General features: G+C 37.5%; 18 protein-coding genes. 4 read left to right on the forward strand and 14 right to left on the reverse strand.

Going from position 1 to position 15,661, the window contains the following annotated elements; all coding sequences use genetic code 11:
- Positions 1-147: 147 nt before the first annotated feature.
- Entirely contained in the window at positions 148-1,155 is a 1,008-nt protein-coding gene (locus tag AMD27_RS08200) for an SDR family NAD(P)-dependent oxidoreductase (RefSeq protein ID WP_067658820.1), read from the reverse strand.
- Between the two features lie 390 nt (positions 1,156-1,545).
- Here AMD27_RS08200 and AMD27_RS08205 point away from each other — a divergent pair, with 390 nt between their 5' ends.
- The gene (locus AMD27_RS08205; protein ID WP_067658823.1) at positions 1,546-2,688 is read left to right on the forward strand and encodes a catalase family protein; all 1,143 of its coding nucleotides are present in this window, start codon (positions 1,546-1,548) and stop codon (positions 2,686-2,688) included.
- A gap of 50 nt (positions 2,689-2,738) precedes the next feature.
- On the opposite strand, the gene AMD27_RS08210 is transcribed toward AMD27_RS08205, so the two are convergent.
- On the reverse strand, positions 2,739-3,587 hold the full coding sequence (locus tag AMD27_RS08210) for a Bro-N domain-containing protein (RefSeq protein WP_067658825.1): 849 nt from the start codon (positions 3,585-3,587) through the stop codon (positions 2,739-2,741).
- Positions 3,588-3,663: 76 nt separating this feature from the next.
- Positions 3,664-3,816 carry a toxin-antitoxin system HicB family antitoxin gene (locus tag AMD27_RS18125; protein WP_081405953.1) on the reverse strand — a complete coding sequence of 51 codons (153 nt, stop codon included), beginning with the start codon at positions 3,814-3,816 and terminating at the stop codon, positions 3,664-3,666.
- Between the two features lie 110 nt (positions 3,817-3,926).
- On the opposite strand from AMD27_RS18125, the gene AMD27_RS19140 reads away from it, so the two are divergent.
- Both AMD27_RS19140 and AMD27_RS08220 read left to right on the forward strand, forming a co-directional pair.
- Entirely contained in the window at positions 3,927-4,157 is a 231-nt protein-coding gene (locus AMD27_RS19140; RefSeq protein WP_067658827.1) for an Arc family DNA-binding protein, read from the forward strand.
- 1 nt (position 4,158) lies between these two features.
- Positions 4,159-5,688 carry a TerD family protein gene (locus AMD27_RS08220; RefSeq protein WP_067658830.1) on the forward strand — a complete coding sequence of 510 codons (1,530 nt, stop codon included), beginning with the start codon at positions 4,159-4,161 and terminating at the stop codon, positions 5,686-5,688.
- A gap of 30 nt (positions 5,689-5,718) precedes the next feature.
- On the opposite strand, the gene AMD27_RS08225 is transcribed toward AMD27_RS08220, so the two are convergent.
- The 3 genes from AMD27_RS08225 to AMD27_RS08235 all read right to left on the reverse strand — a co-directional run bounded on the left by AMD27_RS08225 (position 5,719) and on the right by AMD27_RS08235 (position 8,003).
- Positions 5,719-6,528, reverse strand: coding sequence for a hypothetical protein (locus AMD27_RS08225; protein WP_228140647.1), 810 nt, complete (start codon positions 6,526-6,528; stop codon positions 5,719-5,721).
- Positions 6,529-6,737: 209 nt separating this feature from the next.
- A complete protein-coding gene (locus AMD27_RS08230) occupies positions 6,738-7,397 on the reverse strand; it encodes a hypothetical protein (RefSeq protein ID WP_067662900.1) in 660 nt (219 codons plus the stop codon).
- A gap of 147 nt (positions 7,398-7,544) precedes the next feature.
- Complete coding sequence (locus AMD27_RS08235) at positions 7,545-8,003, reverse strand: helix-turn-helix domain-containing protein (protein WP_067658832.1); 459 nt, start codon at positions 8,001-8,003, stop codon at positions 7,545-7,547.
- Between the two features lie 266 nt (positions 8,004-8,269).
- Here AMD27_RS08235 and AMD27_RS08240 point away from each other — a divergent pair, with 266 nt between their 5' ends.
- The gene (locus AMD27_RS08240; protein WP_067658835.1) at positions 8,270-8,491 is read left to right on the forward strand and encodes an excalibur calcium-binding domain-containing protein; all 222 of its coding nucleotides are present in this window, start codon (positions 8,270-8,272) and stop codon (positions 8,489-8,491) included.
- 61 nt (positions 8,492-8,552) lie between these two features.
- Here AMD27_RS08240 and AMD27_RS08245 read toward each other — a convergent pair whose 3' ends face one another.
- From AMD27_RS08245 to AMD27_RS08280, 8 genes are all read right to left on the reverse strand, one after another.
- Positions 8,553-9,326 carry an N-acetylmuramoyl-L-alanine amidase gene (locus AMD27_RS08245; protein ID WP_067658838.1) on the reverse strand — a complete coding sequence of 258 codons (774 nt, stop codon included), beginning with the start codon at positions 9,324-9,326 and terminating at the stop codon, positions 8,553-8,555.
- Entirely contained in the window at positions 9,323-9,679 is a 357-nt protein-coding gene (locus tag AMD27_RS08250) for a hypothetical protein (protein ID WP_067658841.1), read from the reverse strand. The genes AMD27_RS08245 and AMD27_RS08250 overlap by 4 nt, the downstream gene beginning before the upstream one ends.
- Before the next feature lie 61 nt (positions 9,680-9,740).
- Positions 9,741-9,971, reverse strand: coding sequence for a hypothetical protein (locus AMD27_RS08255; RefSeq protein WP_067658844.1), 231 nt, complete (start codon positions 9,969-9,971; stop codon positions 9,741-9,743).
- Positions 9,964-12,042, reverse strand: coding sequence for a hypothetical protein (locus AMD27_RS08260; protein ID WP_067658847.1), 2,079 nt, complete (start codon positions 12,040-12,042; stop codon positions 9,964-9,966). Before AMD27_RS08260 ends, AMD27_RS08255 begins: the two co-directional genes overlap by 8 nt.
- A 17-nt stretch (positions 12,043-12,059) precedes the next feature.
- Positions 12,060-12,446 carry a hypothetical protein gene (locus tag AMD27_RS08265; protein WP_067658849.1) on the reverse strand — a complete coding sequence of 129 codons (387 nt, stop codon included), beginning with the start codon at positions 12,444-12,446 and terminating at the stop codon, positions 12,060-12,062.
- The gene (locus tag AMD27_RS08270) at positions 12,443-12,796 is read right to left on the reverse strand and encodes a hypothetical protein (RefSeq protein ID WP_067658852.1); all 354 of its coding nucleotides are present in this window, start codon (positions 12,794-12,796) and stop codon (positions 12,443-12,445) included. Before AMD27_RS08270 ends, AMD27_RS08265 begins: the two co-directional genes overlap by 4 nt.
- On the reverse strand, positions 12,789-13,997 hold the full coding sequence (locus AMD27_RS08275; RefSeq protein WP_067658855.1) for a hypothetical protein: 1,209 nt from the start codon (positions 13,995-13,997) through the stop codon (positions 12,789-12,791). The genes AMD27_RS08270 and AMD27_RS08275 overlap by 8 nt, the downstream gene beginning before the upstream one ends.
- A 44-nt stretch (positions 13,998-14,041) precedes the next feature.
- Positions 14,042-15,661, reverse strand: coding sequence for a hypothetical protein (locus tag AMD27_RS08280; RefSeq protein WP_067658858.1), 1,620 nt, complete (start codon positions 15,659-15,661; stop codon positions 14,042-14,044).

A 15,661-nucleotide genomic window follows, 5' to 3' on the forward strand; every position in this document is an offset into this window, starting at 1 on the left:
TTCACCTCAATTCTTCCATTTATGTTTAAGCAAGCATCTGATGCTTTATTTCATACTAATCAATACGGCTTAAAATGTAAATAATTCTCATTTTCAATATTTTCTTTAAATCAGTATTTAATGATCAAATATAACGAATATGATTATTTAAGGCGTTTTGCTTAAACTGTTTTGATAGAAGCGCCATTCATCCTGAATCATCTGTTCAATGCTACGTTTGGCTTTCCAGTTCAAATGTTGTAAGGCTTTTTGACTGATCGAACCAAGTTGATCTAATTCTTCATAGGCATAAACGGCGTCGATCGTATTGATTTTAGACTGCGTCACTTTTTCAACCTGCTCAATCAAACCCAAGATTGAACTGTGCTCTCCCGCAATATCAAAACTTTCACACCCACGCAAATGTTGCTGCAACCAGTACAGACTGGCGTGTACAGCTTCACAGACATCCAGCACATGCACAAAACTACGCTCTACGGTTTGATCTGAGGTATCTGCACTATGTTGAAGTTCAATCACATCACGTTGCATTGCTGCGACTTGTAGCGCAAGAGGAACAATATTTTTCGGTAAAGGCGGAATAAACTCCCCTAGAACACCATGTTCAAATGCACCGACTACATTGCCTATTCTTAAAATGGCAACATTCCAATCACTATCGGTCTTTACAGTATCCCGAATAATCTCTTCAATCATTTGCTGAGATTTTATATAGGGATTCGGATTGGCAAAATTAAAAGCAATGTCTTCATGCAGTTCCAAACTTGATATCCCATACACAGCCAAACTAGACAGATGAATCAAGTTGCGCACGCCAGTTCGTTGCATAGCGCGCATTAAACTCATAATACAACTAACATTGTCATTGTAGTATTCGAGCGGTTTAAGCCGAGATTCTTCAATCGATTTAAAGCCTGCCGTGTGAATGACAGCATCTATAGAATATTGTTCAAATACTTTGTTTAAGGCAGGCGTATTGCGGACATCGAGTTTCACAAAAGGCACGTACATGCCAGAAATATATTCAAGTCTTTCTAAGGTGTGTAGATTGGCATTTGCTAAATTATCCACAATGACAACCTCTTGACCATGGGCCAACAAGCTTAAAACGACATGTGAGCCTATAAAGCCTAAACCACCAGTCACTAAAATCATTGTATAGATACTCCCTATATTAATCAGTGCCTTAAGTATTATTGGAGTTTTTATGGTGTCGCAAATGACTTATCCACAGATTTTAAAATGACAAAACCGACTCAAAATCTCTCTTAAGTCGGTTAATCTGCAAGAGCATTATATTCTCATATTACAGGTTTGAAATTTTGCATCTGTTGCAGTTATAGTTACTAACTGTATTTACTTTAGTACAAAAAATAAGATCAACTATCCTGAGCAAGATTGGGTAAATATGTATGGTTGGCAACTGGAAAGAATAAAAATCCGACAGACATTATCATTATTTTGTGTGTTAATTAAGCGTAAAGAATTTAGAACTATCAGGCTATAAATTAAAATGCTTGCAGCTTTATAGCAAGGAGACACTTAATGCCGAACTTCATAAAGCCTATATATTTGGGTCTACTTTTCCACCCCATGATGTTAATTAGTATTTGTACTGCTGCTACACATGCTGATACTTCGGCTATAGCACTTAATTCTCCAGACAACATTGTTTACCCTAATATTGATCGGGGTTTAAGTGAAAATTTTTATCCTAATGAAGCAAAAACAGCTGAAAAAATCGCAGACATAATTGAAATGTCGATCCGGAAAGAGTATTCCGCAGGATTGGCGCTACGTGATGCACACCCCAAAGCCCATGGCTGTGTACGCGCAGAGTTTAAGGTAGATGAAACGCTCCCCAAAAACATGGCTCAAGGCATTTTTGTTCCCGGCAAGACATACCAAGCCTGGATTCGTTTTTCTAATGGATCCAGTAACGCAAAACAGGCGGATATTAAAAAAGATGCTCGGGGCATGGCGATAAAACTTTTGGCAGTACCAGGCAATAAGCTTTTAGATGATGCAGCATCCACACAAGATTTTATTATGATTAATCATCCTGTCTTTTTTGCTAATGATCCAGCTCGCTATATGTCGCTTATGCAGGATATAAATAGTGATAGATTTCTTAAAAAACTTCATATTCCTTTTGCATTAGGGGCTAAAGGAACTTGGATTGCCTTAAATTCTAGAAATAAAATTTCAAATCCCCTGCAAACCCGATATTGGTCCATGGTTCCCTACCAGTTAGGACTAGGTTCTGATCGTAAAGCGGTAAAATATTCTGCTAGAGCATGCTCAACAGTAACAGACCCTATGCCAGCAAAACCGACTCATGATTTTCTGAGAGATACGCTACGAACTAGTCTGCAAAATAGCGATGCATGTATGGAGTTTTTAATACAACCTCGAACATCAAATACTATGTCGGTCGAGGACTCTATGACGGAATGGAAAGAAAGCCAAGCCCCTTTTTACAAGGTAGCAACTATCCGTATTCCTCAGCAAGTTTTTGATACGCCTGAGCAAAATAAGTTTTGTGAAAACCTCTCCTTTACACCATGGCATACACTAGGTGAACATAAACCGCTTGGAGCAATGAACCGCATGCGAAAAGTGATTTATGATCGTATTAGCCAAGTTAGACATGATATGAATTCTACCAACAGATCAGAGCCACATTGAGATCTACATATGTGAAGTATAAAAAAACCACCCTAAGGTGGTTAGTTTTATTATTTAAGTAGTTTGTATCTTTGGTGAGGTAGCGTTTTCAGTTCGAACATATGTTTATAGTCGTATTCGGGTAAAACTATGCTGTGTTTTTTACATACGTCTGAAATGGCATAGGTCATTGAAAACATACAGTCGTGCATCATAGACACCAGTAATGGATTCAGTTTCCCCAATGTTGGACTATGGGTATCCCACCAAGACTGAAAGAACTTTGAATACACACAAAGCATTTCTATAGATTGGTTTTCATCTATATGAATACTTCCTTTTGCCTTGATCTGCATGGTTTCTAGGTAATTCACAGCATCTTGGAAATGAATGGCCAAGAGTTCGCTATAACGTGGAATGCGGAAGTGTTGGTTGTGTCTGCTCCAAAGTTCGGTGCGTTTCTTTACACTACCCTCGCAACGGCGGTCGACGATTTCTTTGAGTTCAGCTTGTTGTTCTGAGTTAATTTTTACTCGTGTGTCGATTTGCTGTTGCAGTGTCTCTTTGTCCAGTACGTCGAGTACCCATTTACGAAATTGTTTAGCAATATCTGTTTTGGAAAACATTGCGATTAGATGACAGCCACGAAGTGAAAAGATGCGGATCGTTTTAGTTAAATTTTTGTTTTTCTTCGAGACACTCAAATTGAGGGTCTCGACAGAATCATTTGATTTGACAGTTATCGTATTAGTCATTGATGGGTTGAACTCATCCTGATTACGATCATACACCTGAGTTACTGCATCCGATTTTGCATAACCAAGCGCTTTAGCTAACTCAGTTGCTGTTAGCCAAATTTGACCGTCCTGCTGAACAGGTATGAAATTTACTTCATTGAAACTTAATGCTAAACTACTCATGTTTTTACTTCCTTAGTAATGACTTCAATCAAGCCCGACCGTCCAAAGTTCTGGGCTTTTTTGTTGTCTGTGATATTCATGCTTTCGCATTCTCTTGGTTTAATAAAAGTTGAACAGCCTTATTGATTAAATAATTCATTGAACGCTCTTCATTCGCAGCTTTTTCTTTTAGTTGCTTATGCAACTCAGGTGGAATACGTACTGCTACCTGTGTGTCGTGACGCGCCACTTTGATCTCCTAAATAAAGCACGGTGATCACATTAAAGCACAGCACTTCATTGCTGTAAAGCACCGTGATGTAATATTATTCTTTACATCAGTAATAGAGTCTTTCGCACATGGCACGCAATGATCCTCAAATGAACCTCCGTGTACCCATGGAGTTGAAAGAAAATATAGAAAAAGCAGCATTTGAAAATGGTCGCACTATTACGGCTGAAGCTGTTTACCGTCTTGAGCAAAGTTTTAGCTCTAAAAACCAATCTACAGATTATTCAGAAATAAATAACAAAATTAATGATTTAACAAAATTAATTGAAATTATGCTAAAAAAACAAGAAGGAAAATAAAATGGAATTAGTTGCTGGGGCGAATACGATTATACCAACATCACCAATAAGCATTGAAATTCAAATCTTTGGTATAGACAGTTCTGAACTGGACTTTAGTGCATATTCTCTAGCAACAAATGCTAAGGTTTGTAGTGATGATGATATGATTTTCTATGGTCAATTACATAATAAATCCCAAACAATTAAACTTATCCAAACGTCCTCAAGTGTTTATTTTCAAATTAATCTCCCAGAATTAAGCCCTCAAATTAATAAAATTTCTATTTGTGCAACCTTGGCAGATGAACAACAAAATTTTTCCTCTATAAACTATCTTAATATTAAAATTAAAAACTCAAACGTTATTGCGACAAGTAGAATTACAGGACAACATCGCTCAGAAGTTGCTTTAATTATTGGCGAGTTCTATAGATATCAACAAAGCTGGAAATTCAGATTTATATCTCAAGGCTTTAATGGTGGTTTAAAGTCTCTAGCTGAGCATTTTGGGGTTAACATTGCAGATGAGCAACCTCTCTCCGAAGTATCACCTCCCCCTATTCCCTCTCAAGCGACCAGTGACACAACCCCAAATATTAGTAATACATTAAGAGACATTTTTTTATCACCTTTAAAACTGATTGAAAAACGTAAAAAGCAGAAGGAACTTCAATTAAAGCAGAAAGAATTTCAATCTAAATTAAGCCAATATTTATCAGATGGAAAATTAACGAATCAAGAAAGGCAACAGTTGGATGAATTTTGCATCGAACATAAATTGGATAAACAGCAATTATTTAAACAATCAAGCTTATTGATCAATAACTTTTTACATTTCACTTTAGCTAATATCATTGCAGATCGATTCGTTGGCAAAGATGAGCATGACTTTATAAATTGTTTATGTGACTATTTCCAACCAGATCAAAGTATTATTTCAGAAATAAAAAATACCATTCAAAGAGTTAACAATATTGAAAAAATTAAAAAAGGCGATGTAAAGCTAATTCAAACCAATGAAATTGTTGTTAAGAATTCTGAATTAATCTATCTACACCAAAAAGATGTATTATTAACTGTGCAGCGTAAAAATGCTAATAATGTCGAACGCTACCGTGGTGATCTTTTTGTTACAAGTGAAAGGATTATTTACAAATCCGATAAACCCAAAAACATCTTAATATCCAATATTATTTCTTATGAAAGTAATAAAAATATGATCTTTATTACATCAAAAACGGCAAATAATTCAGGCGAATTTTACATTGGTAAAGATGTTGATTTTGTGGAAGCTCATATTGAGCAATCAGTAAAGCGTTTTCATCGACAAATTGATTTACGTCAATCTACAAACAACACCAGACATATAACACAAGAAACTCGTAATACCGTTTGGCAGCGTTGCAATGGAAGATGTGTGGAATGTAGCTCTACCTCATATTTAGAATTTGATCATATTATCCCATTTTCAAAAGGTGGTTCGAATTCTGAAAATAATATTCAACTATTATGTCGAGCATGTAACTTAAATAAAAGTGATAGAATTTAAAAAAAGCACCTTAAGGTGCTTTCTTTATACCTATTCAGCCATCATCTTTTCCCATTTATAATTGCAATATGAACAACGCCCTTCAAATACTTCAGCTTCCGATGGATGAGCTTTTTCACTACATAAATCGCAAACTAAATTGTTTTCGACACCGCATGCTACACAAAACCCTTCATAGTATAAAAAAAAACCTCCACATTCAGGACAACTGCAACTAATATCTTCTTCGCCACTCATAATATCCCGATGACTTAAAGCATATTTTTTTTCAAATAAGTCTGTTACAACTTCTTCATAAACAAACTCATCATTGCAAGATCGACAGCTATAAGAAGTACTATCAGCGCTTATATCTTGATCTGTTGAAGTAATTAGCTCAGATCCACATTCCAAGCATTTAATATCTAAAAATGCATTAGAAATTGTTTCATTGAAATAAGTAAGTGATTTTAGTTTATCAATGCAAAATGCTTTATCTCTATTATAAACTTCTTCTATTTTTTGCATTACATCATACACGCCCTCACCTAAAAGCTCTCGTGGATCCTCCTCTAAATAGTCTCTAATAAAATTTGCAATTACCAAAAAGGAATTTGAAACCATTTTTTGTACAGATCCAGCAGAAACTGGAGAGTGATAATGCTCTATATCATTTCTATATCTATTAATCTCATCCAGTCTTTTCCAATCTGTTTCAATTTTTAAACTGTGAAAGCGGTCTTTTATACCTTGCACATCAACTGTTTTTTTACCTTCACCTATCCAAATTAATTCACCATCTTCCATTCTCGGCATAATTTTTTGCTTAATAAGCACCTCATCAGAATCTGATGGACTCAACTCACTAAGCTGATGTTTAAAGAGGAGTAAAATTCCAGCAAAAATATTTCTTGTACACGAAACAAATCGTCACTCGTCAGTTTGCGCAAATTCGTAGTCTTCAACTCCAAGTGCAATTGAATCTAGTGCATTTTTTAAAATTGACATTAATTACACCTATACAAAACTATTTAAAGAATATATTTTTGTTAGAAAATCTAACTCTATTTTTATGCAGTAGCATCTATTTCACTGTCATTTTTTTCTTCAGTGCTCTGCATCTTAAAAGCATCTTTCTTAAAATCATTAAGGAAGACACCACAACTCGCATATCTTTCAACATACATTAAACAGTAGTAACCAATTACCAAAAATACAGTTGGAACCACAATCATTAAAACTATAAGCAACGGCATACCCTTTTCATATGAATTAACTATCCATGCAATATACTTATTCATAATTACAAAAGGAATTAATCCAATAAATGCTGATGCAAAATATCCTACAAAGAAAAAAAGTGCTGTGTACCAATGTGACTTACGCTTAAATCCTGTAACGTCCCCTGCATCATCCCTTTCACGCGTCAACATTCCTCTAATCTTTACATACTCTCTTATCCATAAGTCTGCATTTTCATATTGCGAGAAAAACTTTGCTTCGCTATAGGTTAGCGCATCATTATTAAAAAGAGATTTAGCTAATCTGTCTTTATACAAAGCTGATCTCTTTTCTACTTCTTGTGATTCAAACTCAAGTGCTAATTTTAAGGCTTCTGCCTTGCTTTCTTTGCTATGTTTTAAATGAGCTAGTTTATTATTCAAGAATGCTAATATGATTGGCACAACAAGAACAGCTAATACCCCACCAATTTTTAATAAAATTTCCATTGTCATGTTTTTATGAAATAAAAGTTTGATTTAGGACTAATTCTAAATTTTGTCAACCCACTTTTAGGACTCAAACTAGGATTTGTCAACCAAACTGTATTCCTTTAATTTTTCAAACAATAAAAACCACCCTAAGGTGGCTAGTTATTACCTTGTCTCGGACTCATTGTGTTTCCAAGATTTATTATGATTATATGAAAAACTAATACTGCTTGATGCATGTACTCTTTCTTGGTCATTGAGCTTTTCTATCATTTCTTTCAACTCGCCGCCGCCATGAGCATGCTCTTTATAGAGTGCGCGTAAAAATCGATCAGCAGGCTTCCCTATATCACCACGATCAGTTTCCCAGTTGCGCACACTTGACTCATTAACACCAATCAAGCCTGCTAAATTTTTCTGAGAAAGATTGAGTTCTTTTCTGAGAAAACGAATTTCTTCACCATTTAGTTCAGGTTTTTCATTGATCAAATACAAACCGATGGTCTTATGAAGCTCGTTAACTGATGCAATAGAAACCAACTCACCATAGAGCTCATCTTCTTCAATTTTATAACCATCGTGTAGCCAAACATTACTCAAACCACACTCTTCATAGTGATACATAATTGAACCTATTCTTTAAATGCAGTAACTACAATAGAAAAATCCCCATCCTCTTCGCTTTTTATCACTACAACAACTGTAATGTATTCGCCTGCTGACCGCTAATAATTAGCGGTATTTTTATTATTGAGTAAATATGCATGCTTTGCAAGCATCGTGCTAAATATTTACCCTTTTATAACGTATAAGACTTTAAGCTAATCATATTGAGTCAAATTCCTCAAAATTGTTAGACTCCTTCTAAATAGCTGACTTTAATATAATTTATGAAATTTTTACTCATTTTAGTTTTGGGGTTCACTTCCATCCAAGCTTATGCAAAAAAATGTGCTGACTTCAGCAATCAAAAGCAAGCTCAGTCTTGGTACGAACAACGCAAGAAATCAGGTCAAACAGGTTGGAAAAGTTTAGACCGCGACGGCGATGGCCAAGCATGTGATTGCTTGCCTGGAGGAAATGGTAAGAAGTGTCCTAAGAAGAAAAAATAAAATCTGTTATGTTCAATGGATTTCTGTGCATCCTGATAACAGGAAGCACAGCATTAAAAGCCTAATTACGCTTTTCATATTCAATCAATACTTTTGCCACCGCTTTTGCAGCAGTCCAGTACTTCGCATTAAATTGCGCTAATTCAACTTCACTAGAAATAAAACCAAGCTCCACGATTAAGCCACCATTACTGATAAACCCTAGTTTTCCTCGTGCTGACTGACTTTGATCAATCCAACCATTATCTCCACGTAGACGACTACCAAATATGCCAGCAACTGCTTTAGATAAATCCTGTGCAAGTTTCTTGTCTTTAGGTAGCGCAATCGTTTCAATGCCGTTTGCTTGCTTTGATACGGCTGCATTCATGTGGAATTCAACTGCGACAGACGAGCCCTGAATCAGCTTAATGGCTGAATTTAAATCTTGGTTAAGTGTGCCAACACCATCTGTTTTATATTGAATGCCTGCTTCACGTAGATAGTAAGCAACCGCATTACGAAATTGAGAGACCAATTCGGCTTCTTTAAATTTACTATTTACTGCACCCGGATCTTTATTCGAATGCCCTGCTGTCACTGTGACAAATTGATTTACTTCATGTAATTCAGGCTGCTTTTTCAAACGTGCCAATATCATTGCCACCCCCACAAAACATCCGACGTATTCTTGCCATTGCTCTGGAATATGATTTTTCAGGTCCTGAGGGATGATATGCCATACCTGCACAAATTGATCTGCGAACAAAATCAAGGCATAAAAAATGGCGCTCAATGCGCCAACTTGTACCGACTTGAGTTTCCAAGCCTGTTTCCAATCTTCAATTAATTTCATTTAATAGTTTCCTCAAGTCTCGCGACCTTTTCATTCATAAGTGATTGTGTTTGATTGATCTGAACTATTGATGAGCCAACCCAGATGCATGCAGCTAGAAGAGAACCCCCGCAAAGACCAAGCAGAATTCTTAAAACCCCAAGGCCACCATCTAGACTTGCTGATTTGTTTTGAAGTGCTGATACTCGCAATTCCAAAGCATCAACTTCTTTACGGATCTCATCGATAGAATTTTTATGATGCTCATTAATAAATGTTTGCCGAGCAACGTGTTCTAAAATCAATCGTATGTCTTTGTGAATGGATTCGATTTTACTCTCCCATCCATTGTTGCCCGGTCTGTACTCAGACATCACGCCCCCTTAATTTTGATAATAAAAAAAACACCCCGTTGGGTGCGTGTATTTGTGAATTTTAAACTTCAATTTGTATAACCTCGCCGCCGAGCGCCACCCTTTTAATTTCATTATCGGAAATAAAAACTCTGGTCCCGACTGTATATTTTGTAGAGCTTGTACACATCACAAGGCCTGAGCCATCCACCACCAAAACCTTGTAATTTGGGTGATCCGCGCTTGTGACTGTGCCAATAAATTCAGGTGCCTTAGGTAGTAAATCGATTAATCGCTGTAATGCATTACTCATGATTTACACGCTCCACAGTTACCGTTTGAGTCACTTTTGAATATGTGAATGAGACGTTCACGGAATCAATAATGCCCCACCACTCAGCATTAAATGCCAATATTTCACCTGGTGCACATTCTCCAATCTCACTATTGATTGGCATCACAAGACTATGTGTTTCAACCATTCCAGATTTAGCAAGTTTAGATTTCCCAAAAGCTCCCATGCTGACGTGATTAAACAATGGTGAATTTTCAGAAGGAAGTAACACATCTCCCGCAGTACTTGCCCTTTTCACTTGAGCTTGTAAGGCATGTCTATCATTTGTCAGTGTAATTGCATTGTAATGTGGATACAGCTCAAAATCAGTTGATAGGCTGGTCACGATTGATTCGGGAATAAGTCGATCATAGTCAGCAAACGTGAGTGAATCCCAAAAGGTTTTCTTGTATAGCGGTTTGATAGAAAGTGTATTGCTGCCTTTTTCGCTATAGATAAAGCCACCACCACTTTCAACCACTGTTTTAGTTGCAGCAATTGGCGAAAGATTTGAATAACTCAGACTTTCATTTGCTACAATCCAACCTAAATCATCAATCAATTTCCAGTTCAAATTGGGTTGACTAGATGAGCGATCAATTTCAGCTTGGACCAGTTGCACCGACGTACGCTCATTTTCTTGCAAGAATGAGCGCACAGCTGAGTACGGCGCATCAAGTAAAGCTGTTTGACTTCGTCCAGTTAGGTTCCAAGTAATGTTCGCAAAACTACGTGATCGGCTGCGATTCTCTAAAAGCATATGATGCTCAGTGCCATTTACAACAATTTTTAAAATGACACGCTGACCATTGATTGGTTTAAGCTTTATAATTTCAGAATTGGGAACAGTGAGAGAATAGGACCAACACCAGCGAGAGCGGTCTGTATTGTAACTGCCGTTGTACACAGCAATATCAGCACCATTATCAAGGCGTGTAACTTTCAAAGTGTTCAAAATGTACCACCCTTTTTTATTCGGTATAGCAGGTATGCAGTCGTCAGCGCCAAAATTTAAAACTACATTGTGCGAATCAACGTCATGACATAAGCAATTGAAATTAAGGTCTGTTGATGGCACATATTCAGGGATTTCAGGTTTAGGCCACGGCTGAATCGGATGCTTTCGATAGTGAATCGCGTTGGCTTTATCCCATGCAATATCATCTTTGGTGATGATTTCTAAGCCTTTATCCCACTCAAAGCTAAACCGTTTCTCAAAGACTTGAGCGACTTCATGTGAATAAGTGATGTTTCGACGCTTTCGAATCATCTCCTGCCATTCAGTAGATCTATTCACTCTTAGTTTTAGAGATTCATCAAAAAGCAAACTACTGTGAATGAAACGCTTATCACCGCTTTGCCAGACAATATATGCGTCAATGCTTAAACCAGTGGCTTTTTCATGCTCAATTCGTACCGACTGCGATAATGTTAAAGACTTATCAAAGCCAACAAATGCTTGCTGACTAAGCACTAAACCTTGGTCATAAAAAAGAGCCTCATTTGAGACTCTTAAAATTGGCTTAGACCATGGTATTTCAACACTTCCAAGTCTTGATATCGCGCTGTAATAATGTGAATTTAAGCCGCATGACACACCGACAAGATGATTGATATCAAATAGCGCTTTAACTTCAAATTGAAATTCAGTATTTAAAACTGTATCAATCGTGCACAGGTTTTCACTAAATACTGCTTCGACTTCAAAGCTAAAACTGGTATCCAAAACCGTATCGAGCTGACCAATAACATTAGTGTTTTCACTAGATCTAGCTATCACATCAAAGCTGAATTCAGTGTCTAACACTGTGTCTATGATTGCAGTATTTGCACCACTTTCTGCATAGACTGCCGTGACTTCGAATGAAAAACCACTATCAAGTGTTGTATCGATTGCAGCCGAGACATCATCACCAAAATTTAGATTGGTTGAGCCATTAGCTAGATGCTCAAAATTAAGAATGATGTTATGACTGTCGGTATTATCAGGCTTGAAATTTAGGTTTAGGTTGTGAGCATCAACGGTGCCAAGCTTATTTTTAAAATCCACATGAGCACCCTTTTAATTTAAGGTCTAAGTTTGATTGATGTGATAGATAGCGTGCCGCCAAGTGCTAAATTGGTATTTGCAAGGGAAATATCAGTACCCACGGTTAAGTCAGCAGCTACTTGCCCCGATCCATTGAATATACGCGCCCAAGTGGCTGTGCCAGACTTAATGACTGTGGTTGTATCGGTTGGATAAAGCTCAGCATAGGTGGATGTGACTTCTTTAATACAAGGCTCAGGAAATTTCAGTGTCACAAGCGCATTATTAGAATCTGCTGTTACAGCAGGGTTGGTGGGTTGTGTACCTTCATAAAAAATAACGGTAGCACTTTGGCTACCGCTATCCATAAAATTTGCGAAGGCTTGAATCATGGCAAGCCGAGCATTGACTGATGTTTTACTCATTTCGACACCACTTTGTCTTGTATTACTGCGTTGTATTGATTGTTCGGATCAAATGCAATTACAAAACATTCAAGACCTACAGCAATGTTTCTGAGTGTGTAAGAACCATCCGCTTTTGATCTTGTTTCCCAAAGTAATTGACGATTGTCTCTTCTGAATACACAAATAGGGACAGTAGAGTAATTTGCGCCTATTTTTTTTGTTGTGCCCTTAATTTGACCAAAACCCTGATTGGAATTTGCCACCATAATTAATGGTTTTCCAATTCTTAAAATCTTATATCCCATTAAATTGAGTTTTGCGTAATTGGGGTCGTAACCGCCAAAAAAAGTTCTAAAGAGTTTAATCAATTTTTATTTCCTCCACTGGCACACAAAACCAAACCCCTCCATTAGGGCTGTTTCTATCCACCTGATGAATGTAGGATTTAGAGGTTAAATCAATATCATACGTATAAAAAGGAATACTACTCATGGTTGTGGGCGGTGCATTGTTAGACCCATAAGAGGCTAAAAATAGCCCCACTCCATATCCTAAAAATCCTCCAGTAGTTAACTCATGGATAGGCATTGGATATGCTGGAGTTGTATTGAAAGCATCAATAGTGATAGGTAAAAAGGAGTTTTGTGAAAATGGTGTTCTGGGAGCTATCCCACTTTCACCAATCGCCCCTTGAATTTTAACAGGTATGTTATTTATGTATGCTGCAGAGCTATCTAGATAGCGCACACTACCATCGCCAGACACAGGCTGATTAGACCCGATGATTATTGGTGCTTTTAACACTTCATAATCTAAGCAAGTAGTAGGGAGGATAGCTCCTATATACCCCGCAGCACTATAAGTGCTTTGAGCTGAATTGGTAAATATACAAATATGATACTTACTACCAATTAACACACCTTTACCAAATCCAGCACCTTGAGCTGCTGTAAAATTGTTATAGCTACTGTTAGCTTGATAGTTAAAATCCCAGGCAAACGTCGAGGGTGTTGCTGTATTTGTATTTGCTTGAATCGCGTCTAAATCTGTTATTTCTCCAGTGGCTGAATCATAAGACTTTCCAACACAAGGCGAGATTCTATTTCTAAGATTGCTATTATTTTGAAAACACAATCGAACATATAAGTCATTTTCGTCCAGTGTTTTGATTTGATAAACATGAATGTTACTTTTCTCAAAAACCAAATCCCAACCTAGCGGTGCTATGCGAGTTGTGAAGTTTCCGTTGATTAAACTTGGAGCTCCTTCTACTGTTAGCGTAACTGTATTTTCAGTCACGCTATTAATAACAAATTCACCACCATTGATGTTTAAAAGCTCAGGCGCATTGACGTTTAAGACGCGGTCAGCAACATACCCATGTGACACACCGTAATTGAATGTTACTTGATCGCCAGAAACACTCACACTCGATACTATTTGCTCGTTATAACCTAGTGATAACATTTTTTTAAAACGATCTGGAAATAAGCTTTTAGATCCCGCACAAAAGTCTAAGCCCACATCACTAAAATCAAATAACTTGGTTTGTGTTTGCTTCATTGCCATAATCTTTACTCATAAAAAAGACCGCAACAGCGGTCATATTGATTTTAGATTACGCGGTCTATATCACCGCGCAGCATGATTTGGAATTGATCTGATAAGACTGTGGGTTCAGACTGCTTCACTGTTCTAATCACCCAGATTGGATAATTAGCAGCAACAGTATTAAAACGCACTACATTTCCAGATGCCCATCCACTTCCCCAGCCTTCTTTTTTCACAGTGAAGTAAGGCGATCCAGTCACAGGGTTAATTGGAAAGCAATCTATATTAATGCTTCCTGTTCCAATCTGGCCTGAGTATTCACCAACAATTCTAAAATCTGTATTGCTTGTAAAGATTAAAGCCCACCGCTCTTGAATCGCACCCTTATTGGTCACAGCAATTGGATAGAGCGAGTCGTTGTAGTTCGCTGAAATTAAAGCGCCTACTGGCTCATCAGCCCACGCATTACTCCAAGTGCCTTGAACAAACTTGCGTGTATAGCGCGATTGCATATCACCAATGACTAAAGCTGAACCAATAATCGTATTATCAGCATCGTAATTATGAGTTACAGGCTTTGTGAAGGTGATTTGGCCATTGATCTGCACATCGCGAATTAAACCCATGTCTTGATAGCGGTATTTGGCAGTAAGTGGCGCAGTTAATGCATTTAAAGAGAAGTCGCCATTCAATGTGACTTTGCCATAGTCATAATCCACGACATACATATCAAATGGCACTTTTAAGCCGTCTGCATCTTCGAGCTCACACCACGAAATACGCTGATCTTGTAGTTCATAAGTTGTGCCAGCAATTGCGCTTGGCAACTCTTGAGACTTGCTTGAACTGACAATTCCTATACCGCCAACTCGGAATATCGGCACACGCCCATCGATTGGCAAACGAGTAGCTGATAAACCTAAAATCTCGGAATCAAGAGGGATGTATGTATAGGCCACTGCGTTGTAACGAATTGAAGATGCATCAATCCAAACCGGAATATTCAGATAAGTCTTGCCCGCTTCTTCATACTCTAAAAGCACGTCATACCAGTCATTTTCTTGAATTTCTGCTCGGTTATCTGCTGTAATTTCTGTCTTCTCATAGAAATAAACCGTGGCAAAACCAGTATCGTGATTGAGATTTCCATGTGCTAAGGCTGTTTCAATCACACCATTTTCATCAAATCGAAGCGTCAACTGACCGTGGTCAAGTGTCGCCACTACAATGGTCATAGAATTTGGTCGAAGTGGAATCACCGGCGTTCTAAAGCTGACGTTGTTTATTGGCGGTATGTCTGTTGTCGTAGTCAGAGATTCAAGCTTCAAAACATTGTCTGTGTTTGGGGTCCACGATGATAATTCAATCTCACCATTGCCGTAGTTTACTTGACCAGATAAAGTGCCGCTATTGTTTACAGAATCTACATTTCGGTATAGAGAACCAGTACGGTCAATAAAGGTTTCATTACCCAATTTAAATCGAACTGAATTACCCAAAACTTGCTCATTAAAGCCATATGTCAAATCAAATTTAAGTGAATCTTGCACAATTGTTTTGGTTGAACCGGTTGCTGCATCTGAGTCTCGATAATGAGCAATAATCCCTTTTGTTTCTGAATAAGCCTTGTATGTGTTGCTTGCTAAAGTCACATTACTTGGCTGTGATTGATGTATTGTCAT

The organism is Acinetobacter sp. TGL-Y2 (genome assembly GCF_001612555.1).
Taxonomy (GTDB): domain Bacteria; phylum Pseudomonadota; class Gammaproteobacteria; order Pseudomonadales; family Moraxellaceae; genus Acinetobacter.